We start from the raw sequence: 13,723 nt of genomic DNA, 5'->3' as shown, positions 1-13,723 counted from the left end.
TCGTCGGGGGCCCGGACACGGGACTCAGCACTTCGAGGCAGTCTACAGGGCGCTCAGGACCGCTTTCGACCCAGGTGCTTCCTGGTCCATTCGACCGCGTCCGCGTACCGCGCCTCGGCGCCGTGCCGGGTCGGGGTGTAGTACTCGCGGTCCTTGAGGGCGTCCGGGGCGTACTGCTGGGCGGCAATGCCGTCGGCCTGGTCGTGCGGGTAGACGTACCCCTTGGCGTGGCCCAGTTTCTTGGCGCCCTGGTAGTGCCCGTCCCGCAGGTGGGGCGGGACGGGGCCCGCGAGGCCCTTGCGCACGTCGCCCATGGCCTCGCCGATCGCGGTGGTCGCGGAGTTGGACTTGGGGGCGAGCGCGAGCGCGATGGTGGCGTGGCTGAGGGTGAGCGCGGCCTCGGGGAAGCCGATCATCGCGACGGCCTGCGCGGCCGCGACGGCTATGGGCAGCGCGTTCGGGTCGGCGACGCCGATGTCCTCGCTGGCCGAGATCATCAGGCGCCGGGCGATGAAGCGGGGGTCCTCGCCGGCCTCGATCATGCGGGCCAGGTAGTGCAGGGCGGCGTCCACGTCGGAGCCCCGGATGGACTTGATCAGGGCGCTGGCCACGTCGTAGTGCTGGTCGCCGTCTCGGTCGTACTTCACCGCCGCGCGGTCGACGGTCTCCTCCAGCGTGGTCAGGGTGATCTCGCCGTCGCCCTTGTCGAGGGAGGCGCCGGCGGCGGCCTCCAGCACGGTGAGGGCGCGGCGGGCGTCACCGCCGGCCACCCGCAGGATGTGCTCCTCGGACTCCTCGGGCAGGGTGAGCGTCCCGCCGAGGCCCCGCTCGTCGGCAAGGGCGCGGCGCACGAGGTCGCGTACGTCGTCGTCGGTGAGCGGTTCGAGGGTGAGCAGCAGGGAGCGGGAGAGCAGCGGGGAGATGACCGAGAAGTACGGGTTCTCGGTGGTGGCCGCGATCAGGGTGACCCAGCGGTTCTCCACGGCCGGGAGCAGGGAGTCCTGCTGGGCCTTGCTGAAGCGGTGGATCTCGTCGAGGAAGAGGACGGTCTCCTTGCCGAAACCGCCGGTGGCGCGGCGGGCGCCGTCGATGACCGCGCGGACCTCCTTGACGCCGGCGCTGATCGCGCTCAGCTCCACGAAGCGCTGGTCGGTGGCGCGGGAGACGACGTGGGCGAGGGTGGTCTTGCCGGTGCCGGGCGGGCCCCAGAGGATCACCGAGGAGGGTCCGGCCGGACCCCGGCCGCCTTCTCCGACCAGTCTGCGCAGCGGTGAGCCGGGCTTGAGCAGGTGGCGCTGGCCCACCACCTCGTCCAGGGTGCGCGGACGCATGCGCGCCGCCAGGGGACTGCCCGCGGGCTCCTTCTCCTGGCGTTCTTCGGCTGCGGCGGTGAACAGGTCGGCTTCCACATCGAAAACCCTAAATCACGCCACTGACAACGACCCCGGCCGCGGGTCGGGACCGGCCGGTCAGCTCGTCCAGAAACTCCACCAGCGGGTCAGGACCAGCATGGCGATGATGCCGATGTGCAGCACGGGCAGGACCCAGGTGAACTCGCCGAAGAAGGAGCGCAGCGCGCGCGGGGCGGGCAGGAAGCCCTGGCGCACGTTGAAGGAGGTCACGTACCAGAACATGATGATCGTGGCGACCCAGGCCAGCGAGCACCACAGGCACAGGGCGTTGATCCGGTACAGGGACTGGAACTGGAGCCAGGTGCAGAAACCGACCCCGAAGAGCGTGCCCGCGTTGAAGGTGAGCCAGTACCAGCGGGGGAAGCGGGCACGGGCGAGCAGGCTCACCCCGACGCAGATCACGATGCCGTAGGCGACCAGGCCCAGCATGGGGTTGGGGAAGCCGAAGGCTGCGGCCTGCTTGCTCTCCATGACGCTGCCGCAGGAGACCACGGGGTTGAGGCTGCAGCCGGGGACGAAGGTCTTGCCCTCGACCTTGGCCTCGAGCAGCTTGAACTTGTCGAGCGTGATGACCCAGGCGGCGAGCAGTCCGGCCGCGCCGGTGATCACCAGCATCAGGGCGAAGGCGCGGCTGCCGCCCTCGGCGCGGGCCGTGCCGCGAGAACGCTCGGGCCCCGACTGGGTGGAGACGTCGTTGACTGTCGTCTTGCTCATCACGCCGATTCCGTCACTCGCTAGATCGGACCTGCTTCGGGCATCGGTCATTGTGCCGCACAGGCGCCCTCGCGCACCGTTCGCTGTGCATAAGTTCGAGGCCGACGGGGCACCTTGTCTCCATTTTCGGCCGGTTCCGGCCGAACGGCAGCACAGGCGATCGAACGGTGACGGGCCGGACGGCAGTCCGTCCGGCCCGTGGCCGCTCACCGCGCTCGGCGGCTCAGAGCCGGGACTCCAGCTCCGCGACGACCTCGTTCAGGCCGACCGCGGTCTGCTCGCCGGACTCCATGTCCTTGACCTGGACCTGGCCCTCGGCGAGGTCGCGCTCGCCGAGCACCAGCGCGTAGCGGGCGCCGGAGCGGTTGGCGGCCTTCATCGCGGCCTTCAGGCCCTTGCCGCCGTAGGAGAAGTCGGCGGCGACGCCGACCTTGCGCAACTCGGTGACCTTGGCGAACAGCACCCGCCGGGCCTCCTCGCCGAGCGGGACGGCGAAGACGCTGGTGGCGGACGGCAGGTCCAGCTCCACACCCTCGGCCTCCAGGGCGAGGACGGTGCGGTCCACGCCGAGCGCCCAGCCGACCGAGGGCAGCGCGGGGCCGCCGATCATCTCGGAGAGGCCGTCGTACCGGCCGCCGCCGCCGACGGCGGACTGGGAGCCGAGGCCGTCGTGGACGAACTCGAAGGTGGTGCGGGTGTAGTAGTCCAGGCCGCGGACCAGCTTGGGGTCGTCCTCGAAGGCGACGCCGGCGGCGGTGATCAGCTCGCGGACCTCCTCGTGGTACGCCTTGCAGGCGTCGCACAGGTAGTCGCGCAGCAGCGGGACGCCGGTGAGCTGCTTCTGCACCGACTCGCGCTTGTCGTCCAGGACGCGCAGCGGGTTGATCTCGGCGCGGCGCAGGGTGTCCTCGTCGAGGTCGAGTCCGCGCAGGAAGTCCTGGAGCGCGGCCCGGTACACCGGACGGCACTCGGCGTCGCCCAGGCTGTTGAGCAGGATGCGGAACTCGCGCAGGCCCAGCGAGCGGTACGCCTGGTCGGCCAGGATGATCAGCTCGGCGTCCAGCGCGGGGTCCTCGGCACCGATCGCCTCGGCGCCGACCTGGGAGAAGTGGCGGTAACGGCCCTTCTGCGGGCGCTCGTAGCGGTAGTAGGAGCCGGAGTACCAGAGCTTGACCGGGAGGTTGCCCGCCTTGTGCAGGTTAGCCTCCAGGGCGGCGCGGAGCACGGAGGCGGTGCCTTCGGGGCGCAGGGCGAGGCGGTCGCCGCCCTTGGTCTCGAAGGCGTACATCTCCTTGGTGACGATGTCGGTGGACTCGCCGACACCGCGCGCGAACAGCTCGACGTTCTCGAAGCCCGGCGTCTCGATGTAGCCGTACCCGGAGTTGCGCAGGGGGGCGGCGATGGCCTCCCGGACGGCGAGGTACTGCGCGGACTGCGGCGGGATCAGGTCGTACGTGCCCTTGGGGGCCTTGAAGGTGCTCAACGTAAGCTCTCTCGTCACATTCCTCGTCGGGGAGCCGGGTCGGTTCCCTGGCCGGCGGCCACCTGCCGCAGATAGGGGTTGGTGGCGCGTTCCTGGCCGATGGTGGTCTGGGGGCCGTGGCCGGACAGGACCACGGTGGAGTCGTCGAGCGGCAGGCACACGCGTGCCAGCGACCCGAGCATGTCCTCCATCGATCCGCCCGGCAGGTCGGTGCGTCCCACGGAGCCGGCGAACAGCAGATCCCCGGAGAAGAAGACCGACGGGACGTCGGCGCTCTCGGGCATCCGGAAGGTCACCGACCCCTTGGTATGGCCCGGCGCGTGGGCGACGGAGAACTCCATCCCGGCCAGCTCCAGCCTCGCCCCGTCGGTCAGCTCCCGGACGTCGTCCGGCTCCCCCACGGTGAGTTCGCCCATGAGCGGCATCCCGATGGACCGGCCGAGCGCCTTCTCCGGGTCGCTCAGCATGTAGCGGTCGTCGGGATGGATCCACGCGGGCACGTCGTGCGCGCCGCACACGGGGACGACGGAGGCGACGTGGTCGATGTGGCCGTGGGTCAGGACGACGGCGGTCGGCTTGAGGCGGTGCTTCTTCAGCGCTTCCTCGACGCCGGGGGCGGCCTGATGGCCGGGGTCGATGATCACGCACTCCTCACCGGCGGCGGGGGCGACGAGATAACAGTTCGTCCCCCAGGCCCCGGCGGGGAACCCGGCAATGAGCACGATCGTCCTTCGTTGTGTCGGTACGGGAGGGCTCGCGCGCGGGCGGACCCGTGGTGCTGAAGCCCCCTAGAGCCTACCGGCGCTGCCGTTTCCTCAGCGAACCCATATACGGTACGGGGCTACACGCGCCTGTCGGATCACAGGACGCACACGTACCGGTCGGCATACGACACGCATGAGGGAGAAACCCGGTGGTCAGCCAGGAGCAGCGACGGCGTCAGCTCGCACGGGAGAAGTTCTTGCGGCAGCAGCAGCGGCGCACGGACTCGCGACGCAAGGCGCGCATGCGCAACTCGGTGATCGCGTCGGTGCTCGGCGTGATCGTGATCGGCAGTGTGGCGCTGTACACGACGGGCGTGATGAAGGACGACGGCGACAAGAAGGTGGACGCCGCCGGGTCCTCGCCGAGCGCGGCCGCGAGCCCCAGCAAGGCCCCCGACCCCTGCGAGAAGCCGGCCAAGGGCTCGGTGAAGAAGCAGTCCTGGAAGAAGGAGCCGGCGATGTCGATCGACACGTCGGCGGACTACACGATGAAGCTGGCCACCACCTGCGGCGACATCGGGGTCGCTCTGAAGGCGTCGGCGGCCCCGCACACGGCGAACTCCTTCTCCTACCTCGCGGACAAGGGCTTCTTCGACCACACCAAGTGCCACCGCCTGACCACGAACGGGATCTACGTCCTGCAGTGCGGCGACCCGACGGGCACCGGCACCGGCGGACCGGGCTACACGATCCCGGACGAGAACCTGAAGGACAAGAGCCTCAAGAAGAACACCTACCCGGCGGGCACGGTGGCGATGGCCAACACCGGGCAGCCGCACACCGGCGGCAGCCAGTTCTTCCTGGTGTACAAGGACAGCCCGCTGCCGCCGTCGTACACCCCCTTCGGCACGATCGACAAGGCCGGGCTGAAGGTGCTGGACAAGATCGCCAAGGCGGGCGAGAACACCGGCCAGGGCGACGGCGCCCCGAACGCGACGGTCGTGATCGACAAGGCGACGGTCACGAAGTCCTGACCCCGCCAGGGCGTTCCGGTCCGCCTCGGCGGGCCGGTCGCCTGCGGAATTGGGTGCCGCCGGATGCGGACAGGCCCCCTGCCGGTCGCCTATGTTGGCGATGACGAAACTGTGGACGATGCCAGGGAGCCGGGAGGCTCCCCACCGGCATCATGTGGAGGAGGCGCTGTGAGCAGCGACCCGTGGGGCCGCGTCGACGAGACGGGGACCGTGTACGTGCGTACGGCCGAGGGCGAGCAGGTCGTCGGATCGTGGGCGGCCGGCTCCCCCGAGGAGGCGCTTGCCTACTTCGAGCGCAAGTACGAGGGCCTGGTTGTCGAGATCGGCCTCCTCGAGAAGCGCGTGCAGACCACCGATCTGTCCGCGAAGGACGCCCAGACGGCGATCGGCCACATCCGCGAGCAGGTGGACGCCCACCACGCGGTGGGCGACCTGGACGCGCTGCGGACCCGGCTGGACAAGCTCGTCGAGAAGGTCGAGTCGCGCCGCGAGGAGCGCAAGGCGCAGCGGGCCAAGCAGTCGGACGAGGCCCGCAAGGCCAAGGAGGACCTGGTCACGGAGGCGGAGCAGCTCGCGGCGTCCGACCAGTGGCGGGTGGCCGGTGAGCGGCTGCGGGCCCTGGTGGACACCTGGAAGGGCCTGCCCCGGCTCGACCGCAAGTCCGACGACGAGCTGTGGCACCGCTTCTCGCACGCCCGGTCGGCGTTCTCCAAGCGCCGCAAGGCACACTTCGCGCAGCTCGACTCGCAGCGCGAGGACGCCCGGCGCCTGAAGGAGCGGCTGGTCGCGGAGGCGGAGGCGCTGTCGGGTTCGACGGACTGGGGTGCCACGGCGGCCCGGTACCGCGAGCTGATGGCGGACTGGAAGGCCGCCGGCCGCGCCCAGCGCGAGCACGAGGACGACCTGTGGAACCGCTTCCGGGGCGCGCAGGACGTGTTCTTCGCCGCGCGCAGCTCGGTGTTCGCCGAGCGGGACGCGGAGCAGGGCGAGAACCTGAAGCTCAAGGAGGCGCTGGCCGAGGAGGCCGAGCAGATCCTCCCGGTGCGGGACCTGAAGGCCGCGCGTGCCGCGTTCCGTTCGGTCAACGAGCGGTGGGAGGCCATCGGGCACGTGCCGCGCGACGCGCGGGGCAAGGTCGAGGGCCGGATGCACGCGGTGGAGCGGGCGATCCAGGAGGCCGAGGAGGCCGAGTGGCGCCGGACCAACCCGGAGGCGCGTGCGCGCGCGGCGGGTCTGACCGGTCAGCTCCAGGCCGCCGTGGACAAGCTCCGCGGCCAGGTGGAGCAGGCCCGCGCCCAGGGCAACACCTCCCGCGCCGACAAGCTGGAGCGTGAGCTGGAGGGCCGCCAGGCGCTGCTGGACCAGGCGCTGAAGGGTCTTGAGGAGTTCGGGGGCTGATCGCTCCCCGCCCGCATACGCCGGAGGGGCTCCGTACGCACCGTACGGAGCCCCTCCGGCGTATCCGCCGCTAGCCCCGGTTGCGGGCCGAGGTCACGCGGTAGACGTCGTAGACGCCCTCCACGCCCCGGACCGCCTTCAGGACGTGGCCCAGGTGCTTGGGGTCGCCCATCTCGAAGGTGAAGCGGGAGGTGGCGACCCGGTCGCGGGAGGTCTGCACGGCCGCCGACAGGATGTTGACGTGCTGGTCGGACAGGACGCGGGTGACGTCCGAGAGCAGCCGGGAGCGGTCCAGCGCCTCGACCTGGATGGCGACCAGGAAGACCGAGGACTGGGTGGGCGCCCACTCGACGTCGAGGATGCGCTCGGGCTCGCGGGAGAGCGAGTCCACGTTGACGCAGTCGCTGCGGTGCACCGAGACCCCGCTGCCCCGCGTGACGAACCCGATGATCGGATCGCCCGGTACCGGGGTGCAGCAGCGGGCCAGCTTCACCCACACGTCGTCGACGCCCTTGACCACGACACCGGGGTCGGCGCTGGAGCGGCGCTTGCGGCTGCGCCGGGTCGGCGGGACCGGCTCCTCGATCTCCTCGGTGGCCGCCTCCTCGCCGCCGAGTGCCTGCACGAGCTTCTGCACGATGTTCTGCGCGGAGACGTGGCCCTCGCCGATCGCCGCGTACAGCGCGGAGATGTCCGAGTACCGCATCTCGTGCGCCAGGGTGACCAGGGAGTCGCCGGTCAGGATGCGCTGGATCGGCAGGTTCTGCTTGCGCATCGCGCGGACGATCGCGTCCTTGCCCTGCTCGATCGCCTCGTCCCGGCGCTCCTTGGAGAACCAGGCGCGGATCTTGTTGCGGGCGCGGGGCGACTTGACGAAGCCCAGCCAGTCGCGGGAGGGCCCGGCGCCGGGCGCCTTGGAGGTGAAGACCTCCACCAGGTCGCCGTTGTCCAGGGTGGACTCCAGCGGGACCAGGCGTCCGTTGACGCGTGCTCCTATGGTCCGGTGGCCGACCTCGGTGTGCACCGCGTAGGCGAAGTCGACCGGGGTGGCACCGGCGGGGAGCGCTATCACGTCGCCCTTGGGCGTGAAGACGAAGACCTCGTTGCGGGACAGGTCGAAGCGCAGGGACTCCAGGAACTCGCCGGGGTCCTCGGTCTCCTTCTGCCAGTCGAGCAACTGGCGCAGCCACGCCATGTCGTTGAGGTGGTCGTCCTTGCCCTTGCCGGACGACTTGGGCGCGTCCGTGCGCACCTTGGAGGCGCCGGCCACGGCCTCCTGCTTGTACTTCCAGTGGGCGGCGATGCCGTACTCGGCGCGGCGGTGCATGTCGAAGGTGCGGATCTGCAGCTCGACCGGCTTGCCGTTGGGTCCGATGACCGTCGTGTGCAGCGACTGGTACATGTTGAACTTCGGCATCGCGATGTAGTCCTTGAACCGGCCGGGGACCGGGTTCCATCGCGCGTGGATCGTGCCGAGCGCCGCGTAGCAGTCCCGGACGGTCTCCACCAGGACGCGGATGCCGACCAGGTCGTAGATCTCCGCGAAGTCCCGGCCGCGGACGATCATCTTCTGGTAGACGCTGTAGTAGTGCTTGGGCCGGCCGGTGACGGTCGCCTTGATCCGGGCGGCGCGCAGGTCGGCCTGCACCTCGTCGGTGACTATGGCCAGGTACTCGTCGCGCTTGGGGGCGCGCTCGGCCACGAGCCGCACGATCTCGTCGTACATCTTGGGGTAGAGGATGGCGAAGGCCAGGTCCTCCAGCTCCCACTTGATGGTGTTCATGCCCAGGCGGTGGGCGAGCGGCGCGTAGATCTCCAGGGTCTCGCGCGCCTTCTTCTCCTGCTTCTCGCGCTTGAGGTAGCGCATGGTGCGCATGTTGTGCAGGCGGTCGGCGAGCTTGATGACGAGGACGCGGGGGTCCTTGGCCATGGCGACGACCATCTTGCGCACGGTCTCGGCCTGCGCGGCCTCGCCGAACTTGACCTTGTCCAGCTTGGTGACGCCGTCCACCAGCAGCGCGACCACGTCGCCGAAGTCCCGGCGCAGGTCGTCCAGGCCGTACTCGGTGTCCTCGACGGTGTCGTGCAGCAGCCCGGCCATCAGGGTCGCCGGGTCCATGCCCAGCTCGGCCAGGATGGTCGTGACGGCCAGCGGGTGGGTGATGTACGGGTCGCCGCTCTTGCGCTTCTGGCCGCGGTGCCAGCGCTCGGCCACCTGGTAGGCGCGCTCGATCTGGCGGAGCGTGGCGTTCTCAATCTTGGGGTCGTTGCTGCGCACTATCCGCAGCAGCGGCTCCAGCACCGGGTTGTACGGGTTCGCGCGCTGCACACCGAGCCGGGCCAGGCGGGCGCGGACGCGGTTGGAGGAGCCGGAGCGGGGCGCGGTCTGACCGGCCGCGGGGCGCACGGGGGCGGGCTTGGGACGCGCGGTGTCGGCGGTCTTCTCCACCGGCGCCGACTGGGCGTGCTCGACCGAGCCGCGCCGGTCGTTCTTCGCGTCGTCCGACGGGTTCGGCGCGGGCTTCACCGCGGGCGCCGAGGCGGACTCCGGCTTGGCGGCGGTCAGTGGCTGGGCCTCGTCTGGCAAGAGGACTCCTAGTGCGCGATCCGGGTCCCCCGGTCAGGCTCCGGAAACCCCATGGTAGCGATCCCGCGCCCCGTCATCGCCTTCAGGCGGCGGGAGAACGGTCCACCAGTGGAACACGTGGGACGGGTGAGGGATTCCTGAGGCCGGACCCCGAAGGACGCGGAACGCGGAGCGGCCGCGAGCGCGGGCCCTAAAGCCCGGTGCGCTCGCGGCCGCTCAGGGTCCGCCCGGTCCGTCTCAGACCTGGAGCAGCGCCTCCAGGGGCGCGCCGTCCAGGGCCGCCTCCAGGCGGGCACGGCCCTCGAGGAAGCCCAGTTCCATGAGGACGGCGACGCCCGAGACGCTCGCGCCGGCGCGCTCGATCAGCTTGATCGCGGCCTCGGCGGTGCCGCCGGTGGCGAGCACGTCGTCCACGATGAACACGCGGTCACCGTCGGACAGGTCCTCGGCGTGCACCTCGATCTCGGCGGAGCCGTACTCCAGGTCGTACGCCTGGCGCAGCGTCGCTCCGGGGAGCTTGCCGGCCTTGCGGACGGGGATGAAGCCGAGGCCCGCGCGGACCGCGACCGGCGCGCCCAGGATGAAGCCCCGCGCCTCCAGGCCGACGATCTTGGTGGCCCCGGTGGCCGTGGCGAGTTCGGCCAGCGTGTCGGTGAGGGCCGTGAAGGCGGCGGGGTCGGCCAGGAGCGGGGTGATGTCCTTGAACATCACGCCCGGCTCCGGGTAGTCGGCCACGTCGCGGATACGGCTGAGCAGCAGCTCCTGGATGGAGGTCATCGGCGCTTTCCAGAGGGTCGGCCGCGGCCCCGGTTGCGGGTCGCGGACTGGTCGCGCGGGCCCACCACAGCGGGCGCCGCGCCGTCGGACGGTTCTCCGGTGGCGGACCGGGACTCCTCCTGGGCCTCTCCGGCGGCGGCCTGGGCACGCTTGGCCAGGACCCGCTTCCTGAGGGCCTTCATCGCCGGCTCGCGCTCCTTGAGGTCGGCGACGAGCGGCGTGGCGATGAAGATCGAGGAGTACGCGCCGGCCGCGAGGCCGACGAACAGCGACAGGGAGATGTCGTTGAGGGTGCCCGCGCCGAGGAAACCGCCGCCGATGAACAGCAGGCCCGCCACCGGGAGGAGGGCGACCACCGTGGTGTTGATGGAGCGCACCAGGGTGCTGTTGATCGAGTGGTTGGCGACGTCGCCGTAGGTGAAGCGGGTCTGCTTGGTGATGTCCTTGGTCTGCTCCTTGAGGCTGTCGAAGACGACGACCGTGTCGTAGAGCGAGTAACCGAGGATGGTCAGCAGACCGATCACCGTGCCGGGCGTGACCTCGAAGCCGACGAGGGCGTAGATGCCGACGGTGATGGTGATGTCGTGGATCAGCGCGACGAGGGCCGCGATGGCCATGCGCCACTCGAAGGCGATCGCCAGGTAGATCACCACGAGCACCATGAAGATCGCCAGGCCCTGCCAGGCCTTGTTGGCGATCTGCTCGCCCCAGCTCGGGCCGACCAGGTCGGCGTTGAGCCGCTCGGGGTCGAGCTTCAGGTCCTTCGCCAGGGTCTGCTTGACCTGGTCGGACTTGGCGGTGTCGAGGCCGGCGATCTGGATGCGCAGGCTGCCGTTGCCGAGCTTCTGCACGACGGCCTCGTGGCCGGAGGCGTCGTGGGCGTACTCCTCGACCTGGGCGACCGAGGCGCTCATCTTGGTCGGGGTGGTGAAGACGGCGCCGCCCTGGAAGTCGATGCCCATGTTCAGGCCGCGCACCGCCAGGCCGAGGATGGCCGTGATGGTGATCAGGATGGAGACGCCGTACCAGATCTTGCGCTTGCCGATGAAGTCGTAGCTGACTTCGCCGCGGTGCAGCCGCGCGCCGAGGTTACCGAGTTTCGACATCGCTCACGCCCCCTTGGGGTCGACGGGGCCCGTGGTGGGACCGGAGGGACGGCGGGTGCGGCGCAGCGGGGGCTTGGCGCCGAGGCTCCGCGGGTCGAGGCCGGACCACTTGTGGCCCTCGGCGAAGAACCTGCGGCGGGCCAGCAGCGTCATGAGCGGCTTGGTGAAGAAGAAGACCACCACGACGTCGAGGACGGTGGTCAGGCCGAGTGTGAACGCGAAGCCCTGGACCTTGCCGACGGTGACGATGAACAGCACGGCGGCGGCCAGGAACGACACGAAGTCGGAGACCAGGATGGTGCGCCGGGCGCGCGGCCAGGCCCGCTCCACGGCGGGGCGCAGGCTGCGGCCCTCGCGGATCTCGTCCCGGATGCGTTCGAAGTACACGATGAACGAGTCCGCGGTGATACCGATGGCGACGATGGCACCGCAGACGGCGGGCAGGTTGAGCGCGAAGCCGATGGCCGGGCCGAGCAGCGACATGATCACGTAGGTGAGGATCGCGGAGACCAGCAGGGAGGCCATGGCCACCAGCGACAGACCGCGGTAGTAGGCCACGAGGTAGATCACGACCAGCACGAGGCCGATGGCGCCCGCGAGGAGGCCGGCCTTGAGCTGCTCGCCGCCGAGGGCCGCGGTGACCGTGGTGACGGTCTCCTCCTGGAAGGAGAGCGGGAGCGCGCCGTAGGACAGCATGTTGGAGAGGCTCTGGGCCTCCTCCTGGGTGAACCGGCCGGAGATCTCGGCCTGGCCGCCGGTGATGGCCTGCTGCACGTACGGGCTGGAGACCACGTCGCCGTCGAGGACGATGCCGAACTCGTTCTGCGGCTGCTGGTTCTTGGCGAGCTCGCCGGTGATGTCGGCGAACTTCTTTGCGCCGGAGGAGGTGAAGGTCATCTGCACCTGCCAGCCGGAGGCGCCCTGGGTGTCGAAGATCGCCTGGGCCTTCTTCACCTCGGTGCCGTCCACGGCGGCGGGGCCGAGCACGTACTTGTACCAGACCTTGTTGATCTCGCCGCAGGCCACGGTGGGCTCACCGGGCTTGCCGGCCTTGCCGACCTTGGCGCGCTCGGCGGGCTTGGTGCAGTCCAGGGCCGCGTACTGGGCCTGGAGCTTCGCGGCGTCCGCGTTCGCGCTCGGCGTCGGCGAGGGGCTCGCCGGGGCGCCGGAGGACTTGGCGCTCGCCGAGCCGGTGGGCGACGGGGTGGCGTCGGCCTTCAGCGCGTCGCTGACGGCGCGGCCCTGCGAGGTGGCCGAGGCGTTCGGCGAGGGGGCGCCGGAGGGCGAGGTCGCCTTCTGGTCGCCGGAGGGGCTGGCGGCCGGGCTCGGGGAGCCGCTGGCGCCGGAGGAGGTGCTCGGCGACGGCTTGGGGGCCGCGCCGCCGCTGGGCTCGCTGGCCAGGACCGGGCGGAAGTACAGCTTGGCGGTGGTGCCGACCTGCTGCTGGGCCTCCTTGGAGTTGGTGCCCTTCGGGATGTTGACGATGATGTGATCGTCGCCCTGGGTCTGCACCTCGGCCTCGGAGACACCAAGGCCGTTGACACGGCGGTTCATGATGTCGACCGCGGTGTCCATGTTGGCCTTGTTGATCGCCGACCCCTGGTCGGCCTTCGCCTTGAGCGTGATGCTCGTACCGCCGGCAAGGTCGATGCCGAGACGCGGGGTGGTGTGACCGGCGAGGAACATTCCGCCGGTCATCGCCACGATGGCGATCAGGATGAGGACCAGCGAGCGCCCTGGCTTGCTCTGGGCACTCGCGCCCCGGCCCTTCTTAGGTGCTGCCACCTTCTCGTACTCCCTCTCGGGCCGCCCGGTGCGCCGTGGGCGCCGGTGGCCATGACATGGTGTCGGGATTCCGTGCGGGAAACAGAGGCGTCCGGGGCGTGCCGCGCGCCCGGTGAGAGGCGCCGGGACGCCCCGGGGACGTGACTACTTCGCGTCGGTGTCGCCGTCGGTCTTCTTCGGCGCCTCGGCCGGCTCGGCCGTCTCCGCCTTGTTCACGACGGTGTCGTCCTTGGCGGCGGGCTCGACGGTCTCGGCCTTGTCGGCGAGCGTCTTGTCCTCGGCCACCGCGGTCTCCTCGGCGGCGTCCTTCTTGCCGAAGTCGACGGCCTTGTGCTCGGCGTCGGCGGCGGTGAGGGAGGAGGCGTCGTCCGGGACGACCTCGGAGTCCGACTTCAGGTCGTGCTCGACGCCGTGGATGATGCGGTTGTACTCGTCGTCGGAGAGGACGGCGCCGATCGCGTTCTTGGCGAAGATCAGCTCGACGCCCGGTCCGGCGTCGAGGAGGACGGTGTCCTCCGTGACCTCCTTGACCGTCGCGTACATCCCCCCGATCGTGCGGACGCCCGAACCGGGCTGCATCTCGTTCCGCATGTTGGCGGCCTGCTGCTGCTTCTTCTTGGCCGAGCGCGTCATCAGGAACATGACCGCGATGAGCACGATGAAGGGGAGAAGGGTATAGACATTCACGGGACGGAATTTCCTTCGCGTGACCGCGCGGTGAGC

General features: G+C 70.4%; 11 protein-coding genes. 2 read left to right on the top strand and 9 right to left on the bottom strand.

Annotated elements, in window-relative coordinates; genetic code table 11:
* Window positions 1-53: 53 nt before the first annotated feature.
* The 4 genes from EV284_RS30505 to EV284_RS30490 all read right to left on the bottom strand — a co-directional run bounded on the left by EV284_RS30505 (window position 54) and on the right by EV284_RS30490 (window position 4,331).
* Window positions 54-1,409, bottom strand: coding sequence for a replication-associated recombination protein A (locus EV284_RS30505; RefSeq protein ID WP_130339863.1), 1,356 nt, complete (start codon window positions 1,407-1,409; stop codon window positions 54-56).
* Between the two features lie 60 nt (window positions 1,410-1,469).
* Window positions 1,470-2,126: a vitamin K epoxide reductase family protein gene (locus EV284_RS30500; RefSeq protein WP_130339861.1), complete on the bottom strand. Its 657-nt coding sequence runs from the start codon at window positions 2,124-2,126 to the stop codon at window positions 1,470-1,472.
* A 223-nt stretch (window positions 2,127-2,349) separates the two neighbouring features.
* The gene (gene hisS, locus EV284_RS30495; protein WP_130339859.1) at window positions 2,350-3,609 is read right to left on the bottom strand and encodes a histidine--tRNA ligase; all 1,260 of its coding nucleotides are present in this window, start codon (window positions 3,607-3,609) and stop codon (window positions 2,350-2,352) included.
* Between the two features lie 14 nt (window positions 3,610-3,623).
* Entirely contained in the window at window positions 3,624-4,331 is a 708-nt protein-coding gene (locus tag EV284_RS30490) for an MBL fold metallo-hydrolase (protein ID WP_130339857.1), read from the bottom strand.
* Between the two features lie 191 nt (window positions 4,332-4,522).
* Between EV284_RS30490 and EV284_RS30485 the strand changes: the two genes are divergently transcribed.
* Both EV284_RS30485 and EV284_RS30480 read left to right on the top strand, forming a co-directional pair.
* Window positions 4,523-5,347: a peptidylprolyl isomerase gene (locus EV284_RS30485; protein ID WP_130339855.1), complete on the top strand. Its 825-nt coding sequence runs from the start codon at window positions 4,523-4,525 to the stop codon at window positions 5,345-5,347.
* A 168-nt stretch (window positions 5,348-5,515) separates the two neighbouring features.
* Window positions 5,516-6,745 (top strand): DUF349 domain-containing protein, encoded by a 1,230-nt coding sequence (locus EV284_RS30480; RefSeq protein ID WP_130339853.1) that lies wholly within the window; start codon window positions 5,516-5,518, stop codon window positions 6,743-6,745.
* Between the two features lie 70 nt (window positions 6,746-6,815).
* Here the strand turns inward: EV284_RS30480 and EV284_RS30475 are convergent, their stop codons facing one another.
* From EV284_RS30475 to yajC, 5 genes are all read right to left on the bottom strand, one after another.
* Window positions 6,816-9,332, bottom strand: a complete 2,517-nt coding sequence (locus EV284_RS30475; RefSeq protein ID WP_130339851.1) for a bifunctional (p)ppGpp synthetase/guanosine-3',5'-bis(diphosphate) 3'-pyrophosphohydrolase — start codon at window positions 9,330-9,332, stop codon at window positions 6,816-6,818.
* Window positions 9,333-9,569: 237 nt separating this feature from the next.
* Window positions 9,570-10,109, bottom strand: a complete 540-nt coding sequence (locus EV284_RS30470; RefSeq protein WP_130339849.1) for an adenine phosphoribosyltransferase — start codon at window positions 10,107-10,109, stop codon at window positions 9,570-9,572.
* Window positions 10,106-11,215 (bottom strand): protein translocase subunit SecF, encoded by a 1,110-nt coding sequence (gene secF / locus EV284_RS30465; RefSeq protein WP_130339847.1) that lies wholly within the window; start codon window positions 11,213-11,215, stop codon window positions 10,106-10,108. Before secF ends, EV284_RS30470 begins: the two co-directional genes overlap by 4 nt.
* Window positions 11,216-11,218: 3 nt before the next feature.
* The gene (gene secD, locus EV284_RS30460) at window positions 11,219-13,000 is read right to left on the bottom strand and encodes a protein translocase subunit SecD (RefSeq protein ID WP_207229175.1); all 1,782 of its coding nucleotides are present in this window, start codon (window positions 12,998-13,000) and stop codon (window positions 11,219-11,221) included.
* A gap of 144 nt (window positions 13,001-13,144) precedes the next feature.
* A complete protein-coding gene (gene yajC / locus EV284_RS30455; protein ID WP_130339843.1) occupies window positions 13,145-13,687 on the bottom strand; it encodes a preprotein translocase subunit YajC in 543 nt (180 codons plus the stop codon).
* Window positions 13,688-13,723 lie beyond the last annotated feature (36 nt).

The organism is Streptomyces sp. BK022 (assembly GCF_004217355.1).
Lineage (GTDB): Bacteria > Actinomycetota > Actinomycetes > Streptomycetales > Streptomycetaceae > Streptomyces > Streptomyces griseoluteus.
Note: the sequence above shows the minus strand (reverse complement) of the source record. Positions and strands in the feature narration are given on the sequence as shown.

What these genes read in the sequence shown, in the direction of transcription:
- EV284_RS30470 (WP_130339849.1), bottom strand. Translation starts at nt 10,109, where the DNA reads ATGACCTCCATCCAGGAGCTGCTGCTCAGCCGTATCCGCGACGTGGCC.
- EV284_RS30500 (WP_130339861.1), bottom strand. Translation starts at nt 2,126, where the DNA reads ATGAGCAAGACGACAGTCAACGACGTCTCCACCCAGTCGGGGCCCGAG.
- secF (WP_130339847.1), bottom strand. Translation starts at nt 11,215, where the DNA reads ATGTCGAAACTCGGTAACCTCGGCGCGCGGCTGCACCGCGGCGAAGTC.